The organism is Sphingomonas sp. PSPC2-2, from assembly GCF_049897725.1.
Lineage (GTDB): Bacteria > Pseudomonadota > Alphaproteobacteria > Sphingomonadales > Sphingomonadaceae > Sphingomonas.
Genome location: NZ_JAFCWU010000009.1, coordinates 81,016 through 100,648, shown reverse-complemented (window position 1 = coordinate 100,648; position 19,633 = coordinate 81,016). Strand labels below are relative to the sequence as shown.

Annotated in this window: 16 protein-coding genes; 7 read left to right on the top strand and 9 right to left on the bottom strand. The window is 65.9% G+C overall.

The window, feature by feature from the left end:
• Nucleotides 1–33 precede the first annotated feature (33 nt).
• From argJ to ACP7BY_RS16055, 4 genes are all read left to right on the top strand, one after another.
• Entirely contained in the window at nucleotides 34–1,254 is a 1,221-nt protein-coding gene (gene argJ, locus ACP7BY_RS16070; RefSeq protein ID WP_033963340.1) for a bifunctional glutamate N-acetyltransferase/amino-acid acetyltransferase ArgJ, read from the top strand.
• A 6-nt stretch (nucleotides 1,255–1,260) separates the two neighbouring features.
• Entirely contained in the window at nucleotides 1,261–1,872 is a 612-nt protein-coding gene (locus ACP7BY_RS16065; protein ID WP_033963339.1) for a glutathione S-transferase family protein, read from the top strand.
• Nucleotides 1,873–2,169: 297 nt separating this feature from the next.
• A complete protein-coding gene (locus ACP7BY_RS16060; RefSeq protein ID WP_033963337.1) occupies nucleotides 2,170–2,610 on the top strand; it encodes a hypothetical protein in 441 nt (146 codons plus the stop codon).
• A gap of 346 nt (nucleotides 2,611–2,956) precedes the next feature.
• Complete coding sequence (locus ACP7BY_RS16055; RefSeq protein ID WP_126846344.1) at nucleotides 2,957–3,364, top strand: hypothetical protein; 408 nt, start codon at nucleotides 2,957–2,959, stop codon at nucleotides 3,362–3,364.
• A 102-nt stretch (nucleotides 3,365–3,466) separates the two neighbouring features.
• Here ACP7BY_RS16055 and trxA read toward each other — a convergent pair whose 3' ends face one another.
• The 9 genes from trxA to ACP7BY_RS16010 all read right to left on the bottom strand — a co-directional run bounded on the left by trxA (nucleotide 3,467) and on the right by ACP7BY_RS16010 (nucleotide 17,104).
• The gene (gene trxA / locus ACP7BY_RS16050) at nucleotides 3,467–3,790 is read right to left on the bottom strand and encodes a thioredoxin (protein ID WP_126846342.1); all 324 of its coding nucleotides are present in this window, start codon (nucleotides 3,788–3,790) and stop codon (nucleotides 3,467–3,469) included.
• A gap of 64 nt (nucleotides 3,791–3,854) precedes the next feature.
• Nucleotides 3,855–7,301, bottom strand: coding sequence for a double-strand break repair helicase AddA (gene addA, locus ACP7BY_RS16045; protein WP_137902290.1), 3,447 nt, complete (start codon nucleotides 7,299–7,301; stop codon nucleotides 3,855–3,857).
• A 6-nt stretch (nucleotides 7,302–7,307) separates the two neighbouring features.
• Nucleotides 7,308–10,256, bottom strand: coding sequence for a double-strand break repair protein AddB (gene addB / locus ACP7BY_RS16040; RefSeq protein WP_137902289.1), 2,949 nt, complete (start codon nucleotides 10,254–10,256; stop codon nucleotides 7,308–7,310).
• A complete protein-coding gene (locus ACP7BY_RS16035; protein WP_033963844.1) occupies nucleotides 10,249–11,013 on the bottom strand; it encodes a nucleotidyltransferase family protein in 765 nt (254 codons plus the stop codon). Before ACP7BY_RS16035 ends, addB begins: the two co-directional genes overlap by 8 nt.
• Nucleotides 11,010–11,975: an aminoglycoside phosphotransferase family protein gene (locus tag ACP7BY_RS16030; protein ID WP_137902404.1), complete on the bottom strand. Its 966-nt coding sequence runs from the start codon at nucleotides 11,973–11,975 to the stop codon at nucleotides 11,010–11,012. The genes ACP7BY_RS16035 and ACP7BY_RS16030 overlap by 4 nt, the downstream gene beginning before the upstream one ends.
• Nucleotides 11,972–12,412 carry a tRNA (adenosine(37)-N6)-threonylcarbamoyltransferase complex ATPase subunit type 1 TsaE gene (gene tsaE, locus ACP7BY_RS16025; protein WP_033963839.1) on the bottom strand — a complete coding sequence of 147 codons (441 nt, stop codon included), beginning with the start codon at nucleotides 12,410–12,412 and terminating at the stop codon, nucleotides 11,972–11,974. The genes ACP7BY_RS16030 and tsaE overlap by 4 nt, the downstream gene beginning before the upstream one ends.
• A gap of 40 nt (nucleotides 12,413–12,452) precedes the next feature.
• The gene (locus ACP7BY_RS16020) at nucleotides 12,453–14,783 is read right to left on the bottom strand and encodes a sensor histidine kinase (protein WP_137902288.1); all 2,331 of its coding nucleotides are present in this window, start codon (nucleotides 14,781–14,783) and stop codon (nucleotides 12,453–12,455) included.
• Nucleotides 14,784–14,930: 147 nt separating this feature from the next.
• Nucleotides 14,931–16,349: an adenosylhomocysteinase gene (ahcY, locus tag ACP7BY_RS16015; RefSeq protein ID WP_033963836.1), complete on the bottom strand. Its 1,419-nt coding sequence runs from the start codon at nucleotides 16,347–16,349 to the stop codon at nucleotides 14,931–14,933.
• Between the two features lie 182 nt (nucleotides 16,350–16,531).
• Nucleotides 16,532–17,104: a YqgE/AlgH family protein gene (locus ACP7BY_RS16010; protein WP_033963871.1), complete on the bottom strand. Its 573-nt coding sequence runs from the start codon at nucleotides 17,102–17,104 to the stop codon at nucleotides 16,532–16,534.
• A 116-nt stretch (nucleotides 17,105–17,220) separates the two neighbouring features.
• Here ACP7BY_RS16010 and ACP7BY_RS16005 point away from each other — a divergent pair, with 116 nt between their 5' ends.
• From ACP7BY_RS16005 to ACP7BY_RS15995, 3 genes are all read left to right on the top strand, one after another.
• Nucleotides 17,221–17,700 (top strand): peroxiredoxin, encoded by a 480-nt coding sequence (locus ACP7BY_RS16005; protein WP_033963823.1) that lies wholly within the window; start codon nucleotides 17,221–17,223, stop codon nucleotides 17,698–17,700.
• Nucleotides 17,701–17,816: 116 nt separating this feature from the next.
• Nucleotides 17,817–18,071, top strand: a complete 255-nt coding sequence (locus ACP7BY_RS16000; protein ID WP_033963822.1) for a hypothetical protein — start codon at nucleotides 17,817–17,819, stop codon at nucleotides 18,069–18,071.
• Nucleotides 18,072–18,144: 73 nt separating this feature from the next.
• Complete coding sequence (locus ACP7BY_RS15995) at nucleotides 18,145–19,611, top strand: AMP nucleosidase (protein WP_137902287.1); 1,467 nt, start codon at nucleotides 18,145–18,147, stop codon at nucleotides 19,609–19,611.
• The last annotated feature ends 22 nt before the right edge of the window (nucleotides 19,612–19,633 follow it).

Below are 19,633 nucleotides of genomic sequence, written 5' to 3'. Positions count from 1 at the left end.
TGTCTCACCCGCATCGCCGGGTATGACGGCGGCATGACCCGCTCCCCGCTCGCCCGCCCCTTCCCAGTTCTGCCGTCAATTGCCGGGGTCACCCCGCATGTCGCCCGGGCGCAGTATAAGACGTGGGATCGCTGCGACCTGACCTTCATTACGCTCGATCCCGGCACGGTGGTGGCGGGCGTGCTGACCCAGAGCAAATGCCCCTCCCCCGAGGTCGAATGGTGCCGCGCCGCGCTCCCGCTTGGGCACGCCCGCGCGATGGTAGTCAATGCCGGTAACGCCAACGCTTTTACCGGCCAGCGAGGCCGCGCGGCGGTAGAAGCGATCGCCGCCCGTGCCGCCGCGCATCTCGGTTGCCAGCCCTCCGACATCTTCGTCGCCTCGACCGGGGTGATCGGCGTGCCGCTGCCGATCGACAAGGCCGAGGCCGGGCTCGACGCCGCCTTCGCCGCCGTACCCTGCGCCTGGCAGGATGCCGCCAACACCATCGGCACCACCGACACCTTCGCCAAGGGTGCCGTCGCCACCGCCGTCGTCGATGGCCGCACCGTCACGCTGGTCGGCATCATAAAGGGCTCGGGCATGATCGCGCCCGACATGGCGACGATGCTCGGCTTCCTGTTCACCGATGCCGCCGTCTCCCCCGCCTTCCTGCAACGCGCGCTCAGCGACGCCAACCGCGCGAGCTTCTCCTGCATCACCGTCGACAGCGACACCTCGACCAGCGACAGCGTGCTTGCCTTCGCCACCGGCAAAGCGGGCAACGCACCGCTGACCAGCGACGAAGACGCCGGAGCCGACGCCTTCCGCGCCGCCCTCGCCGACCTCTGCCTGCAACTCGCGCATCTGGTGGTGCGTGATGGCGAAGGCGCGTCCAAGTTCATCGAAATCGCCGTCACCGGTGCCGATAGCGACGCCAGCGCCCACAAAGTCGCGCTCAGTATCGCCAACTCGCCGCTGGTGAAAACCGCAATCGCAGGCGAGGACGCCAATTGGGGCCGCGTGGTGATGGCGGTCGGCAAGGCCGGCGAACCCGCCGAGCGCGACCTCCTCAGCATCCGCTTCGGCGACACGCAGGTGGCGACCGGCGGCCTTGCGGTCACCGGCTATGACGAAGCCCCGGTCGCCGCGCATTTGAAGGGGCAGGAGATCGAGATCGGCGTCGATCTCGGCCTGGGCGAGGGCACGGCGACAGTTTGGACCTGCGACCTCACGCATGGCTACATCTCGATCAACGCCGATTATCGGAGCTGAACGCCAATGCTCACCATCTGGGGTCGCCTCAATTCGCACAATGTGAAAAAGGTCGCGTGGTTCGCGGAAGAACTGGCGCTCCCCTATGTCCGCCACGATGTCGGCGGCCAGTTCGGCATGAGCGACGCCTATCTCGCGCTCAACCCCAACGCGCTGGTCCCGACGATCGAAGACGACGGCTTCATCCTGTGGGAATCAAATGCGATCCTGCGCTATCTGGCGGCGCGTCACGGCGGCAAAAGCTGGTGGCCCGAAGACCCGGTGCAGCGCGCGCAGGCCGATCGCTGGATGGACTGGCAATTCGACTATGCCGACGCCCAGCGCGGGGCCTTCCTCCACCTCATCCGCCGCCCGCTGGCCGAGCGCGATCCCGCCGTGATCGCGGCGTCAGCGGCAGCCTGTGCCGCCAAGATGCAGATCCTCGACCATGCACTGGCGCAGACGCCATGGCTGTCGGGTGCGGAGTTCGGCATGGCCGATATCCCGATGGGCACCTACGCCCATAGCTGGTTCACCCTCGATATCGCGCGCCCATCGGTCCCGCATGTCGAGGCATGGTATGCCCGGCTGACCGAACGCCCGGCTTTTGCCGCGCAGGTGATGATTCCGCTGACCTGATCGGGTACGGGGACGCTGTACACCTCGGAAAATCACAGTCCCGCACCGCAGCAGGCCAACCCACCCCAACCCCTCCCTTTCAGGGAGGGGAGAAAGGGCGCTAACCGCCAACCGCCCCTCCCTGAAAGGGAGGGGCCGGGGGTGGGTCGTTCTCCGTATCGTAAAACGGCAGCCTGGACGACCGCCAGAAGAAAGCAACGACCCGCCCAAAGGGCGCGGGCGCGCAAGCTGCGCCCTTTAGCCTCGCCGCCCCGCTTCTCGATTGCAGACACTGCTTTCAGATGCGAACACCAAGCAATGAGCAAGCTCACCCTTCGCTATCAATACGATTCCAGCGTCTTCGATCCCGACCAGCAAACCGATGATTTTGGCTGGCTTGAGGTCAAGGTGGAGACGGATCGCTTCTCGGGCGACGGCGGTTGTTGGGTTCAATGGCAGGACGTGAAAGAGTTTGGAAAAGCTCTAAGCGCCTTTCCCATTACGACAGATCATCCGATCGTGGTGCAATGGGGCTTTGATATGCAGGAAGGCGATGATCTGATCCTGCGCCTTGAGATTGCACCCGCCAATACGCGCGGCGATCTCGCCGTCCGGTTTGAAGTGGCCGATTATGCTGAGCCTCGTCACCGGGCACGCGGCTGCTTCATGACCAACTATCCCGATCTGGACGCATTCCGCCAAAGCATCGCGCACCTCATGGACAGGCAGGTGGAGGAAGCCACCTTGGCCGGGCGTTGACGGCTATGTCTTCCAATTCACACTGAAGGTCGCCGCCAGCAACACATCGCGTGCTCCCACCCCTGAAAGGGAGGGACTGGGGGTGGGTCGCTCTCCGTATCGTGAAACGGCACGCCCACGCCAAACGAAAATCCCTCTCCCAGCGGGAGAGGGAGGGAGCGGCAAAGCCGCGGAAGGGTGAGGGCGATCCCACGGATGATGCCCATCACCCTCACCCTTCCCACCGCTTACGCGGCGGGCCCCTTCCCTCTCCCGCTGGGAGAGGGAAAGCAGGCCGTGAACTACTTGTATGTGAGGGACTGCAATCGCCCATTTGCAGACATCCGCGCCAACGGTATCACGAGCTATGGAAACCATCGATCAGCTAAGGCATTATCTCAGAAATAACGGATACTCGCAGTTTCTAACCTGCGACAAACCAACTTGTGTTGGTGTATATGATCTACGTTTGGAAAAATCTGGAAGTGATTGGCGGGTTTTCGAAACCGAGCGGGGCCAAGAGGTCGCAACATATGCCAAGACGTTGGACCAAGGCGAGGCATCGCGGGCTTTCCTTCAGATCGCGTCAACGCGGATTTACCACCTAAAAACGTTCAAAGACGCCGAAAGGATCGCAAAGTTCGAAGCTGTGCTCGAAGCGGCTGATATTCCATTTGAGCGGAATGATGTGCCTTACGAGGGTGAGCTGCGAGTGTTTGTTACAGGCAGCAACTTGCTAAAGGCTCAACATGCCGCTGCGTCGTTCGGTGTTTGAACGACCGCTTCCCACCATTTCTACCCGTCCGAAGCGCCCCCCGCGTCATGCCGCGCAAGGTATAGTTCCCTCACCCACCCCACGCGGCACAACCCGGCAGTCTCAGCCCAGCGCACCCTCGAGCCACGCCTTGATCCGACCCTTCGGCTCGGCACCGACCTTGGTCGCGGCGGGGACGCCGTCCTTGAACAGGATCATCGTCGGAATGCCGCGCACGCCATATTTGCCCGGCGCATCGGGGTTTTCGTCGATGTTGAGCTTGGCGATGGTCACCTGCTCGCCCAGCTCTTCCGAAATTTCTTCGAGGCTCGGCCCGATCATCTTGCACGGGCCGCACCATTCCGCCCAGAAATCGACCAGCACAGGGCCACTCGCATTGGTGACGTCGGCGGTCCAGCTGGCGTCGGTGATCTTCTTGGTAGCCATGGTAAATCTCCTGATGTTGCGCAGAACGTAGGGTGTCGGGCGCGTCCACTCAAGCGGGTGCGTGCTAGCTTTGCTCTGCGGCGGCAAAGCCCGGCTTGTGTGCCTCCAGAAGCGGCGCTGACAGCATGTGCAGCACCGGCGCGCTTGTGTAGAGCAACGCCGCCTCGACGCGCCGTTCAGGGAAGATGACCGCCAGCGCCGCGACATAGGCGGCCATCTGCCGCAAATGATACGGCGGGATTGCGTCGGGCGTGGCGGGCACGCCGCGCCCGGTCTTGAAATCGACCACGCTCACCAGATCGGGCGTGACGAGCAACCGGTCGACCGTGCCCGACACGACGAAGCCATCGGGCAGCACCGCCGCAATCGGGGCCTCGGCCAGCGCATCCGGCCCGAACAGGTCCATGAGGCCGGGATCGCCGAGCACTGCCAGCACTGGCGCGGCAATCTCCGCGCGTGCGGTCGCGTCGGCCACCGCTCCGGCACTCGCCAGCCAACGGTCAGCGACCTCTGCTCGTTTCGCAGGTGCAACCGTCGGCAAACGCTCGAACAACGCGTGAATCAGCCGCCCGCGCTCGGCCGCCGCGCGCATTGCGGGAGTCGGCGGCGCGTCGGCGACCGCGTCATCGCCCAGCGACGACGGCGCGAGCGGACGCGGCGGTCGTGCCTCGACCGGTGCCGCGCGACGTGCCCAGCCGGGCACCGGCTCGGCAACCACCGCCGCCCGCACCGCTTTGCGGTCTGGCGCGACCGCCTTTTGCGGCACGCGCCCGGTGAAGCTGCGCTCCTCGCCTTCCGGCACCTCCAGCGCGGCCATCGCGCGCGCGGCGGCCGCATACCAGCTTTGCGCGGGAGCATCGCCTTGCGCGCGTGGACCGACCGACCCGGCAATCACCAACCGCTCCTCGGCGCGCGTCGCCGCGACGTAGAACAGCCGCCAATGCTCTTCGAGATCGCGCGCGGCGGTTTCCTCGACCAGCGCCGCCAGCGGGCCGGTGGCTTCACCCTTGCGTGGGCGGATCACCGGCAGTTCCGCCGCCATATCGCCCGCCCGCCATTTCAGCGTCGAGCGCGGCGAACGGGTCGGGTCGACTGCGGCATCGGCGAGGATCACCAGCGGGGCCTGCAAGCCCTTGGCACCATGCGCCGTCATCACCCGCACCGCATCGAGCGGGGCGGAGGGGTCACGCTTGATCTCCACTTCGCCGCGATCGAACCAGTCGAGAAAGCGTTGCAGCGAGGGCGTGCCGAGCGCTTCGAAATCGAGCGCCGCGCTCAGCAATTCCTCGATCGGGTCGCGCGCTTCCTGCCCCAGCCGCCGCACCAGATTGCGCCGCCCGCCAAGCGGCCCCGACAGCAGTTCCTCCAGAAATTGATAGGGCGTAGCGATGTCGGCGCGGTCGAGCATCGCGAACAACGGCGCGATCTCAGCGCGCGGTTCGGCGCGGGCAATGTGCCGCCACAGGCTGACCGCGCGCTTGGGCGCGGCGTGCATCAGCCGCTCCTGGCTCCAGCCGATCAGCGGCGATACCAGTAACGACGCCAACGACAAATCGTCGTCGGGCTGCAGCACGAAACGGATCGCGGCGAGCAGATCCTGCACCGACAGCGGCGCATTCAGCCGCAACCGGTCGACCCCCGCCACAGGCACGCCTTCGGCATAGAGCCGCGCGACGATCAGCGAGGCGAGTTCGCCGCGCCGCTTGACCAGAATCATGATGTCCTCTGGCCGGAGCGTGCGCCCCTTGCTCTCGAGCATCAGCGTGCCGATCCAGCCCTTGATCGTCCGCGCGATCCGGCGGGCGAGTTCGCGGGTGGAATCGGAAACCCAGCTTTCCTCATCCTCCTCGCTGCCGCCAGCCACCACCAGCGGCCACAGCGTCACGGTGCCCGGCCCCGGCACTTCGCTCGCATGCACTTCGCGGTCGGCAATCGCGCCCAGCCCCGGCTCGGGCAAAGCCTCGATCGCGGCATCGACGAATTCGAGCACTGGCCGGGTCGAGCGGAACGATTGTGTCAGCGAAAGCCGGTGCCACGGGCGCGCCCGCATCGTGCCGCTCTGGCGGCGTTGTTCCTCGTCCGCCGCCCACGCGTCGCGTGCGAGCGTCCCGATGCGCTGCTCGGCGGCGGCGAAAAACTTTGGGTCGGTACCCTGGAAGCCGAAGATCGCCTGCTTGAAATCGCCGACGGTGAACAGCGTACGGACGCGTTCGCCATGCGACCCCTCGCCCGCGAAGAATTCCTCGACCAGCGCGCGGATGATCGCCCATTGGTCGGGATTGGTATCCTGCGCCTCGTCGATCAGCACATGTTCGGTAGCCTGATCGAGCTTGTAGCGTACCCATTCGCCCATGCCGGGTTGGCCGAGCAGCGCGATCGTCGCGCGGATGAGATCGTCGAAATCGACCGCGCCCAGCCGCCGCTTCGCCTGGTCATACGCTGCCGCATACTCCCGCCCGACCGCCAGCGCTGCCGCAAGCAGATCGGCATAGGCCGCGCGCTCGCGCAAACCCAGCAGATGCGCGCACGCTTCGCCCACCTCGATTGCGAGATCGGCATAATCGGGGTCGGCGGCGAGCAGTTTGGGGGAATATTTGCGCGGCTCGCGCTTGGCGGTGAAGGGCACACCGATCAGGTCACCCAGCATCCGTGCGCGCATCTCGGGTGCCGCCTCGATCCAGCATTCGGCGATGTCGGCGTGGTTGCCGCCCGTCGCCGTGCCCCACGCCCGGTTCGCCGCCGCCAGCCGCGCGACCGCATCCACGTCGAAGGCATTGTCACCGCAGGCATCGGCGATCTCCGCCTCGATCTCGCCCACCGGCAAATCGAGCGCGCGGCGGATGAACGGGCCGATGCCCGCGCCCATCGGCAGTTCCGCCATCGCGGCGGGTGCCCGCGCGCACGCCAGCAGGAAGCGCTCGGCCTCGCCCTCGCCCAAGCGCAGGCTCAGCGCGCCAACAGTAGTGACGGTGGCATCGCGCCCTTCGGCCTCTGCCGTTACCAGCATTTCGGCCAGTGCATCGCGCGCCATTACCGCTTCTTCGCGCGCCTCGATCGGGCGGAAACCGGGCACCAGCCCGGCCTCGACCGGGAAGGCGGCAAGCAGGCTCTGACAGAAGCCGTGGATCGTCTGGATGCGGATGCCGCCCCCCGGCGCGTCGAGCACCTTGGCGAACAACGTGCGTGCGCGGGCGCGGAGTTGCGGCGAGGGATCCTCGCCCAGCGCCACCAGATCGGCCACCAGATCGGGCTCGGGCATCCGCACCCACGCCGCCAGCCGCTCGCCAATGCGCCCGGCCATTTCCGCCGCGCCCGCCTTGGTAAAGGTCAGGCACAGGATCGCACCAGGATCGACGCCGCGCAGCAACAAGCGATAGACGCGCGCGGTCAGCACCTGCGTCTTGCCCGTCCCGGCCGAGGCGGACAGCCAGACATGCCCGCCCGGATCGCTGGCGCGCGCCTGCGCGTCCTTCAGGACCGGGAGCGGTCGGCGGCTGTGGCCCTCGGTCATACGGACTCACTCACGGCCATACCATTCGTCCCGCCGCATCAACTGGTCATATTCGGCATAAGGCGCATAGTCCGGGTGCAGCTTCGCTTCGAACGCACGCGTGCCCGTCAACCAGTCCGCCACGGCATCGCTGAAATGCCGCGCGGCGAGCGTGGTGAAATCCTCAGGCACGACCTTGTCGCCCTTGCCCTCGGCATCGACCGGCGAGGTGACATAACCGAACGCATCGCCCTTTTTCGACAGCGACCAATATTCGAAGCCGCGCGCCTTGCCCGCAATCCCGGCATAACCGCCGCGCTCGGCGATCAGCCCGAGCAACCCCAATTGCAGGCTGAACCCCTCACGCACCGCCGCCGGCGAGGGCGGCTTGCCAGTCTTGTAGTCGATCACCGCCAGCGCCCCGTCGGGCAACCGGTCGATGCGGTCGAACTTGCCCGTCAGCGTCACCCCCGCAATCGCGATCTCACCCGATTGTTCGACCGCCAGCACGGTGCGCCCGGAATCGACGTTCTTGCCCATCTGCGCGACGATCCAGTCGATCGCCTCCATCAGGCGCGGTCGCCACAGCGCACGCTGCATTGGATGCGCGCCGTCGAACATCGCCCGCGCGCGCTCGTGCAGTTTGTCGAGCGCGCAGGCGTCCTCACGCGCCCAGCGTTCGAGGATGTCATGCACCGCCGTGCCGCGCCACGCTGCGCTGGGATCGGCATCGACCGGGTCGAGCTGCGTCAGACCGAGGATGCGTTTGGCGTAGAACGCATAGGGATCGGCCTTCAGCCGATCGACGTCGGTGACGGCAATCGCCTTGGGCCGGCGTTCGGCGGGGGGCTCTGGCATCGGCTTGGCAGCGGGCACATGCGCGCCCGGATCGTCGAGCGCGCGCGCCCAGCCTTCCAGCGCGGTGGCCCGCTCGAACCGATCGCCCGCCAATGCCTGCAAGCGCAGCCAGAAGCGCGAGGCGATCGCCGGTTGCGTGCCGCCGCGTCGTGCACGCGTCATCAGCGCGGCGGGCGCGCCCAAGGCCTGCGCCAGATCATGCCCCGCCATGCCGACGCCGCGGTCGAGCCCCGGCAGCCCCAATTCGGTGCGGATTCGCGGTGCCAGCCACGGGTCGGGCGCGGGCAGACCGGGCCAGGTTCCTTCGTTCAGCCCGCCCAGGATCATGACGTCGGCGGTCTGCAAGCGCGCCTCGATTAGGCCATAAATAGCCAGGCGCGGATGCCCGCCTTGCTGCGGCCGCACTGCCACTTCGTCCATCAACGTCTTGAGCAACGGGCCAAGGCTGGCGGGCTCGATGACCGCCGGGCCATGCGCGGCGTGATCCTCCGCCTCGCGCAGCAGCTCGGCAGCGGCGCGCCCGGCAGGGCCCGCCCACAAGGCATCGCCGCAAAGGGCTTGCGCCGCCTCGCGCAGGGCAGCGAGCAAGTCGGCAATCGGTCGCGCGCCGCCATCAAACACGCGTTCGATCGGTTCGAGCAGCGCGCGCGCCTCCCCCCACCAGGCCGCCGGCGCTTCGGCGCGGCGCGCGGTGCGCAGATGCAGGTCGATCCCGACCAGCCCCGCCGCCGGACGGGGCCCGCGCAACACCCGATCAAGCGCGCGCACCCCATCGAGCCATTCCCGCCGTGCATCGCCAAAGCGCACCAGCGGATGTTTGAGCAACGTCAGCAACGCGAGCGGCGCAAAGCGCTGCGTCGCCGCCTCGGCCAGCGCGGTCAGCAACGTCCCGGACGGCAGGATCGACAGCGGACGCCCCGCCGAATCATCGATCGCGATCCCCCAGCGCGCGCAATGCGCCGCCACCCGCCGGGCAAGGCCGCGATCGGGCGTGACCAGCGCGCCCGTCCGCCCCGGCGTCTCAGCCACCTCGCGCAAGGCAAGCGCGATCGCCTGCGCCTCCTCGCCCGGCGTCGCCAGTTCCGCCGCCGCAATGCCGCCCAATCGCCGCTGCTCGGCACCGAGCGTCGTCCATTTCGCCGTGAACTCGGCCGATGCCAGCGCGTTGGCGACTGCCTTGCCGCGCGCGACGGTGGCGTCATGATCGCTACCGTCGCGCCACAGCCGCACTTCGCTGCGGTTGACGCTCATTCGTTCGAGCAGCAGCTTCAAATGGAATTGCGGGTGCGTCTCGATCGATCGCCGGGTGAGCCCGGTCGCCGGATCGGGCGCGTGCGGCCCGAGCGCTTGCCACTCAACCTCGTCCATCCCCGTCGCGAGATCGGCCAGCACCACCATCCCGCGCGGGCTGTCCGCCACGCAGCGCAGCAGCCGCGCGACGGCGGGGGCACTATCGGTAACGCCCGCTGCGCAGACGAAACCGGCAGGTGGGGTGCGATCCCAGCGTTCCGCCAGCCGCTGCAACAACAGCCCGCGCCGTTCGGCGGCGTCAATCCGACCGATCCGCTGCAATTCGGCGGGCCAGCGGTCGAGCACAACCGCAAACAGATCCAGCGCGCGCTGCCAATGCGCCGACATTGCTTCGTTGAGCTCGATCTCGCGCAAGCGGCGGGGCGGGATTTCCTCCACCAGCAATTGATCGAGCGTGCGCGCCAATTCGCCCGCCAGCCGCACCGCCTCCGCCGCGTCGACCACCTGGCCGATGCGCGCGCGTTCCTCCGACACAAGTCGCGCCAGGATCATGCGGCGCTGCAAGGGGGCAACCGCAGGTGGCACCGGCACCGGATCATCCGCCGGGTCGAGCGCCGCGCCCACCGCTTCCTCCAGCGCCGGATCGCCGATCGCGACCATCCGCGGCAACAGCAGTCCGCCCGCGCTTGCGCGGACAAAGGCATCGGTCAGCGCGCGTTTGGCGCGATTGTTGGGCAGCAGCACCAGCCCGCGCGCGAGCCCGAGATCGTCGCCGCCAAATTGCCGGATCAGCCCGGCGGCCAGCGCATCGGCAAAGGCGCGATGCGCCGGGATGGTGAAGAGCCTGGGGCCCTTCACCTCAACCATCGGCGAGCATAGCCTCCGTCAGCGGAACGGCTTCCGGGGTGCCAACATCGAACCACAGCCCCTGATGGACCAATCCATATGCCCGCCCGGCCGCAATCGCCCGCTCCCAGAACAGCATGGTCGAGAACGGCCCTTCCGGCCAATCCGCGATCACGCGCGGCGAAAGGATCTGCACCCCGGTATAGACAAACGGCGCAAGGCGTCCGGGCGGCCGCCGCCCAAGAATGCGCCCGTCGGCCCCAAGGCGAAAATCGCCGCGCCCGCCATGATGGTTGGCGCGGGCCAGCGGGACCATCAGCAGCAAGGCGTCCATCGTCGCGTCGTCCCAGCGCGCCGCGAGCATCTTGATCGCATCCGAGGGCCCGTCGACCCACAGATTGTCGCTGTTCACCACCAGAAACGGCTCGTCGCCGAGCAAGCTGCGCGCCTGCACGAGCCCGCCGCCCGTTTCCATCAACCGGCCGCGTTCATCGGACACGACAATGTCGATGCCCGTCTCGCGATTGTGCAAATAAGCTTCAAGCGAATCGGCAAGATAGTGGACGTTCACCACGGCGCGCTCGATACCGCTTGCGCGCAACCGATCGAACACGTGGCCGATCAAGGGCTTGCCTGCCACTTCGATCAACGGTTTGGGGCGGGTGGCGGTCAGCGGGCGCATCCGCTTGCCGAGACCGGCCGCCATCACCATCGCGGTTTTGGGCACCGTACCACCCGGCTCCGGCCGGATGTTGAGCGTGCGCTTGGGCTTCATCATGCCGCCAACACCATCGGATCGCCGCGCAACTCGAACGGAATGGTCGCATCGAACCAGGCCTTGACCGGGGCAAGCGCGGGATGCTCCAGATCGCGGTTGAGATAGCGCCACACCCGCGGACACAAAGCGGCATAGCGGGTCTTGCCGTCGCGCTGCCACAGCCGCGTGAAAATCCCAATGATCTTGGCGTTCCGCTGCGCGCCGAGGACATGGTAGGCAATATCGAACGCTTCGCCCGCGCCCGTCGCCGCTTTGTAGCGCGCCACCATCGCCGCTTCGACATGTTCGTCGACGTCGCGTCGCGCATCCTGCAGCAGCGACACAAGATCGTAAGCGGGGTGGCCCGCCAGCGCATCCTGAAAATCCAGCAACCCCAGCGTATCGCCGCCGAGGAGCATCAGGTTTTCCGAATGGTAATCGCGCAGGACAGTCACCGCCGGCCCCGCGAGCGCATGGTCGAACACGGCGTCCCACGCGGCATCATAAGCCGCCTGATCGGGTGCGATCCCCAGCGCCGGACAATACCATTCGGTCAGCAAATTGGCTTCGCGGTGCAGCGTCGCCCGATCATAGGCAACCGGCGTCGCGGGATCCTCACGGTGCAAGCGGACCAGGAGATCGATTGCGGAACCATAAAGCGCCGGTTCACGCGAAGCATCGCCGTCCACGGTCTCGCGCATCCGCACGTCACCAAAGTCCTCGAGCAGCACCAGGCCCAGGTCGAGGTCGATCCCGTGGATCGCGGGTGCCGCGAAACCGCGTTCCCCAAGCCAGCGCGCAATATCGATAAAGGGGCGCGGATCCTCATTGGGCGGCGGCGCGTCCATCAGGATCGCGCTCCGCCCATCCTTTACCGCGCGAAAATAGCGCCGGAAGGACGCATCGCCCGCGACGGGCTCGATCGTGGCATCGCGCCACCCATTCGCGGCCAGGAACGCGGCGGCCGCCGCCGGGGGGATCATATCTGCTGCCATCGATCCTTCCAGCCAGCGGGCACGTCGGCTGTCAAGCGGCGGGTGCCATCCGGCAACATCTCCAGGACGAGCGGCAGTGCATCGGGCCACCAGCCCGGTGCCCGTTCCGGCCATTCGATCAGCAACACCGAATCACCCGCCGCATCGTCGAGCCCCAGTTCGGCGATCTCGTGGGAGTCATCGATCCGGTACAGATCGATATGCAACACCGGCATCCGCAGCTCAGGGGGGGCGTAAGGCTGCACGATTGCGAAACTCGGGCTCGGGGCCTCTCCCTGCAACCCAAGCGCGGCGAGAAGACCGCGCGCAATGCTGGTCTTGCCCGCCCCAAGCGGGCCCGACAACGTCACCACATCGCCAGGGCGGACCAACTCGGCCAATCGTGCGCCAAAGGATTCGCTCGCTTGAGGACCGGCCAGAATCATCTCAACATCCTGTCAGCATCATATCGACCCCGCTCCGCCTTCACCGGCGCGGCAGGGTGGCAGTGATCAACGTCCCCTGCCCGGCTTCGGACAGCAGTTCGATCGTGCCGCCATGCGCCTCGACAAACTGCTTGGCGAGCGGCAGGCCCAATCCCAAAGCGCGTTCCCCGTCGCGGGTGATCCCCGGTTGCGCGAAGCGATCGAAGGCACGCGTCACCGCCTGCGGACTCATCCCCACCCCGTCGTCGGACACCACGATCCGCGCCGTGGCATCGGTACCGTCAGTGTGGAGCAGAACCCGCCCCCCGGCCGGCGTACCCGCGACGGCATGGCGCAACAGATGCTCGATCACCTGTTGCAGCCGCCGGGCATCCCCCGTTATCGCGCCGGTTGACGGCAGGATCTCCACGGCGAAATCCAGCTTTCGCTTGTTGGCCAGGGGTGCCACCGCATCGGCGGCGGCCTGCGCAACCGCGCCAAGATCGATCGGCTGCATGTCGAGTTCAGGGGCCTTGCCCTCGGCTTGCGTAAGGTCCAGCACTTCGTCGACCAGCATACCGAGGCGTTCGACCGATTGGAGAATCGCCTCGACATATCCCGACGCGGAGGCGCTCAGCTTCCCGGCATAGCCCTCGTTTAGCATCTCGGCGAAACCGCTGATCGAAGTCAGTGGCGTGCGCAATTCGTAGCTCATCGTGGCGACGAACGAGGTTTTGATGCGATCGGCCGCCTCCAGCGCTTCATTGCGATCGCGCAGTGCGCGCTCGATCCGGCGACTGTCGGAGATGTCCAGCATCGTGAACAGGCCATTGCCATCGGGCAACGGCACGGCTGCAAATTCGAAATGTCGGCCATCGGCGAAACCGACGCGGCCGCCGCGCTGCTGCCGCTCGACGGTCGCGGCACGAACAAGGTCCGCGATCAACGAAGCTCGCGCCGGATTGGCAAGCTGGCGCGACGCGGCTTCGGCAAGTACGTCGACGCGCGGATGCGTCGCCAGGAATTCCTCGTCGAATCCCCACACCAGCCGGAACTTGTTGTTCCACAATTGCAGCCGGCCATCGGCGGCAAACACCCCCAACGCCTCATAGAGATTCTCGAAGGTCGCGGTGCGCACGCGCAACAAGGTGTCGCGGGCACTGGCCAATTGCACCTGTTCGGTGCGATCCTCGAAGATCAGCAATAGGCCACCATCGGGCAAGGGTTGCGCAACGACGCGCAGATGCGCGCCGCCGGGAAGATGCCATTCCTCCTCCTGTCCGCCGCCCGCCGCGAGAAACCAGTCGCGCCGCTCGGCCTTCCAGCCCGGAAAGTCGCGCACTTCGGGCAGGCGTTTGGCTTCGCGCATCCGTTCCAGCACCCGGTCGAATTCGGGGCGATCCGCCAGCCATTCGGCCTTCATGGCGAACAAGCGCCGAAACGGTTGATTGCAGAAGACCAGCGAGCGGTCGGCCCCAAATTGCACCACGCCCGCCGAGAGCCGGTCCAACATCGCGCGCTGCGCATCATCGAAGCGCTTCAAGCGTGCGCGGGCTTGCTCCAGATCCTCAATATCAATCGCAAAGCCGGCGACGCCCCCGGTTGAGAGCGGGGCGTCATACACGCGCAGCATCCGTCGCTCACCGCGGATCGTCGCGGGCATCGTTTGCGACTGCACCGATCTCGCATCGCGCGCCAACACGGCGTTGCCGAGCGGCCCGCCGACGCCCGATCCCTCCACCAGCTCGAGCCCGCGCGCGATTACGTCCTCGGCAGACGCCGCTTCGACGGCGTCGACATATTGCGAATTGACCATGGCCAGCCGCAAGTCGGCCCCCCGGTACCACATCGGCATGGGTGCCGCCTGGATGACACCGCTGAGATCTTCATACAGCGCGGTCGCCTGGCCGATGGCCACTCCGAGCTGCGCAATCTCATCTTCCGTGTCGGTTGCGTCAAAGACCCACAGGATAACGCCGCCTGGCGCTTGAAACGCCTTGGGAACGCGCGCGCCACGGATCATGAGCGCGCGCGCCGATCCCTTCACCCGCAGCGCACGCGAGAAGGGCCGCCCGGACTTTTGCGCGGCCGCAACGTCTGACGAAAGGGCGGCGAGATCTTCCCCGGTGAGACCCGCATCAACGACCGAGAGGTCATCCAAATAACGAGGAGCGATCGCCAAACCCAACCAGTCGGCCAGGCGTTGGGAGCACTCAACCCGACCATCGCCTCGAACAATCATCGCTAAAGCCGGAGCCGACCCAAGCATCGCTTCCAAGCGCGCGTTTTCGGCAAATGCCACCGCAGCTTCGCGTCGCGCACGTAGACCAGAGAAGAGACTCCAGGCGGCAGCACCAATCAACGCCGCCAAGGCGACACCGATCCCGGTCATGTTTGTCGCCGAAAGCTGGTTCACCGCGTGGGGTCCTGATCCATAGACGACCCATAAGCTACTCACGCTGCGTGCGGGAAGGCCCCAAAAGCACAACGGCCACCGCGATTTCTCGCGGCGGCCGCTTTGTACTTCGTCCGCTCGATATCAGTAGCGATAATGATCCGGCTTGAACGGTCCCTCGACCGGCACGCCGATGTAACCGGCCTGCTTCGGGGTCAGCTTCGAAAGCTTCACGCCCAGCTTGTCCAGGTGGAGCGCGGCCACCTTTTCGTCGAGGTGCTTCGGCAGGACGTACACTTCGTTCTTGTAGTTCTCGCCCTTGGTCCACAGCTCGATCTGCGCGAGCGTCTGGTTGGTGAAGCTGGCCGACATCACGAACGACGGGTGGCCCGTCGCGCAACCCAGGTTCACCAGGCGGCCCTTGGCCAAGACGATGATCTGCTTGCCGTCGGGAAAGGTCACCAGATCGGTGCCCGGCTTCACTTCGTTCCACTCATAGTTCGACAGCGCGGCGATCTGAATTTCGCTGTCGAAGTGGCCGATGTTGCACACGATCGACATCGGCTTCATCGCCTTCATGTGATCGGCGGTGATCACGTCGGCGTTACCGGTTGCGGTGACGAAGATGTCGGCGCGGGTCACCGCCTCTTCCATCGTCACGACTTCGAAGCCCTCCATCGCCGCCTGCAGCGCGCAGATCGGATCGATTTCGGTGACCATCACGCGCGCACCGCCATTGCGGAGCGACTGCGCCGAGCCCTTGCCGACGTCGCCGAAACCGGCGACCGCAGCAACCTTGCCGGCGAGCATCACGTCGGTGGCGCGACGGATCGCGTCGACCAGCGATTCCTTGCAGCCATAAAGGTTGTCGAACTTCGACTTTGTCACCGAGTCGTTGACGTTGATCGCCGGGAAGGGCAGCTCGCCCTTCTTCGCAATCTCGTACAGGCGGTGGACGCCGGTGGTGGTCTCTTCCGAAACGCCCTTCAGGTTCTTGACGGTCTCGGTCAGGTAACCCGGATATTTGGCGACGAACGCCTTCAGCGCGCGCTGGAATTCGACTTCCTCGTCATTCTCGGGCTCGCCGAGCGTATGACCGGCTTCGAGCTTCGCGCCCCAGAGTGCGAACATGGTCGCGTCGCCGCCGTCATCCAGAATGATGTTGGCGGTGGTGCCATCGGTGCCGGCACCCCAGTTGAAGATGTCGCCGACATAATCCCAATAATCGGCCAGGCTCTCGCCCTTGATCGCGAACACGGGAACGCCCGTCGCGGCAATGGCGGCAGCGGCATGGTCCTGGGTCGAGAAGATATTGCAGGTCGCCCACCGCACCTGCGCGCCTAGCGCGGTCAGCGTCTCGATCAACACGGCGGTCTGGATCGTCATGTGCAGCGAACCGGTGATGCGCGCGCCCTTCAGCGGCTGCGACGCACCGAATTCTTCGCGCAGCGCCATCAGGCCAGGCATTTCGGTTTCTGCGATGTTGATCTCCTTGCGGCCGAAATCGGCAAGGGTGATGTCGGCGACGACATAGTCGGTCGGACGGTCAAGAACGGTGGCCACGCAGGAATCTCCGGTTTGGTTGATGAGGCGGCCCGTAACGCGGGTCAGGCTCCAAATCAAATATAAAGATGTCTTTATATGTTATGTGAGACGGTGTCTGGCCGTGATGACGTTGCCATTTCTCCTATCATAGCAGCGATTCGACCGCGCAGACGCCTTCCAGCGGCGATTTCAGTGGCGTTTCAGGCCCAGCCTGTCTCGTTCGCCAGGAGCCGCGAATCGATTCCGGCGCTGGCAAACCCCGCTTCCCATCGACTCTCGGCATTGCAGCCATACAGCAAATCGAGATGGCCCGGCACGTTCAGCCAACCGTGTCGCGTCAACTCGCCGTCGAGTTGCCCCTCGCCCCATCCCGCATAACCCAGCGCGACCAGCCAGCGCGACGGGCCGCGGCCAGCCGCAATCGCCTTCAGCACGTCGGTCGTTCCCGACAACGCCCACAGCGCCCCCGCATGCCCGACGACCTCGATCGTATCCTGGCCGCCCCAGTCGAGGGCGTGAAGCACGAAACCGCGCCGGGGTTCGACCGGCCCGCCGAAATGCACGGGAACATCGGGCGCGACGCCAAGGTCGATATCCAACTGCTCAAGCACCGTGTGCAAGCCAATGCCCGCGATCGTCGCACCGATCCCGATTCCCAGAGCGCCGTCTGAATCATGCGCGCACATCGCAATCACCGCCCGATCGAAGCGCGGGTCACCAATACCCGGCATGGCGAGCAGGAATTGGCCAGTGAGGTTGCGGGCGGAGTCCATCGCGTACAGCATAACCGCGGACGCGCTCGCTCGCCACGCTTGAAATTCCCGCGCGCTTGCACGAGGTACGCCGCGCCGCACCTATTAGTCGGGCGGCCCCATCAGGAGAGATTCCCATGACGATCAGCGTCGGCGACCGCATCCCCACCATCACCCTCACCAAAGTGACGGCCGAAGGCCCCAATCAGGTCAGCTCGGACGAGTTCTTCAAGGGCCGCAAGGTCGCGCTGGTCGCGGTTCCGGGTGCTTTTACGCCGACCTGTTCTGCTCGGCATTTGCCTGGTTTTGTCGACAAGGCCGACGAGATCAAGGCAAAGGGCGTGGACGAGATCGCCTTTACCTCGGTCAACGACGCCTTTGTGATGGGTGCCTGGGGCAAGGCGAGCAACGCTGACGGCATTACCATGCTCGCCGACGGAAACGCCGAATTCGCCAAGGCGGTTGGCCTGACCTTCGACGGCTCCAAATTCGGCATGGGCGAGCGCAGCCAGCGCTATTCGATGCTGGTCAATGACGGCGTGGTGGAACAGCTCAACGTCGAAGCCCCCGGTGCCTTCGAAGTGTCCTCGGCCGAACATCTGCTAAGCGAGATCTGATCCTGTCGGCCTGGCTCACGCCGGGCCGACCGATTATTGCGATTGGCGTCGGAAAGCGTGGAACCCGCCATGCTCCCGATCGGTTGCAAGAGGACGTTCCAGGAAAGGGCCAAGCCATGACCGATACGACCCGCGATTCGAGCACTCCCCCCGCAAATGACACGATCATCGAACAGGCCGAGGGCTTGTTCGAACAAGCCAGGGGTGCACTGAACGATGCATTTGAGGCGACCGTCGAAGCGGTGAAGGATCATCCGCTCGCCGCCGTCGGCATTGCCGCCGGTGCAGCTGCGGCCGTTGCCGGTGCCGCCTTCGGTGCCAGCAAGATCCTCTCAAAGGACGAGGCCGGATCCGCCCCGAAAAAAGGCTGACCTTTCGAAGGGGCGTATCGACGATACGCCCCTTGGTCTTGCGCGCGTAACGATAGCGGCGTAGCGGCTATCCATGACGCACGCTTCCAGCCCCGCCGCCGCCATCGTCGCTGAGCTCGACCGGCTTTATCGCGCATCGGTCGATCGCCTGCAGGCGGCGCTGACCACCTATCTCTCCACCGGAACGCCGCCCGCGCCGCATACGCGCACAGACGGGAGTTTCGCCTACCCCGAGATTCGGCTGCACTATCGCGGAGGGAGCGACCGGCCGACCCCGCGGCGTTCGTTTGGACGGCTAGTAACCGAGGGTGATTATGCGATCAGCGTCACCAAGCCGGCGATTTTCGCCGATTATCTGACCGAGCAATTGACGCTGCTGATTGAAGATTATGACGTCACGGTCGAAGCGGTCGAGGGCCGTCAGGAAATCCCCTTTCCTTATGTCATAGATCCGGGCCATGCGCTGAGCCTCGACCAGGTTTCCGCGCTGGAACTGGCGCGCCACTTCCCGGCGACCGACCTGGCGCATATTGGCGACGAGATTGCCGACGGGCTCTATACCGTCACCGACGGTGCCCGCCCGCTGGCGCTGTTCGATGGCTTGCGCACTGATTTCTCGCTCGCGCGGTTGCGGCATTACACCGGCACGCCGCCCGAACATGTTCAGCGCTATGTGCTGTTCACCAATTACCACCGCTACGTTGACGAGTTCGTCCGCTGGGCGTGCGCGCAACTGGAGCCCGGTGAAGACGGCAAGCCAAGCCGCTACACCGGCGTTTCCGGTGCCGGCGGCGTGCTGATGCGCGCGGGCGACGATGTCGAGGCGATGCTGGCCGATACGAGCGCGTGGCGGCGGCACCAAATGCCGGCCTATCATTTGATGGCAGAGGACGGCACCGGCATCACGCTTGTCAATATCGGCGTCGGCCCCGCCAATGCCAAGACGATTTGCGATCATCTGGCGGTGCTGCGGCCCGAGGCGTGGCTGATGATCGGCCATTGCGGCGGCCTGCGCCCGAGCCAGCGGATCGGCGACTATGTCCTCGCCCACGCCTATTTGCGCGACGATCACGTGCTTGACGATGTGCTGCCCCCGGCAATCCCCGTGCCCGCGATTGCCGAGGTGCAACTCGCGCTCGCGCGCGCGGCCGAGACGATTTCGGGCCAGTCGGGCGACGAACTCAAGCGCCGCCTGCGCACCGGCACGATCGTCACCACCGACGACCGCAACTGGGAGTTGCAATATTCGCGCTCGGCGCTGCGCTTCTCGCTCAGCCGCGCGGTCGGCATCGACATGGAATCGGCGACGATCGCGGCGCAGGGCTATCGCTTCCGCGTTCCCTACGGCACCTTGCTGTGCGTTTCCGACAAGCCGCTGCACGGCGAATTGAAGCTGCCGGGTCAGGCCAACCGCTTCTACGAACGCGCGATCAGCGAGCATATGCGGATCGGCATCGAGGCGTGTGAGGAACTGCGCCGCGAGGGCAAGAAATTGCACAGCCGCAAGCTGCGCGCCTTCAACGAACCGCCGTTCCGCTAAACGCTTGAAGGAGGGCGGGGAA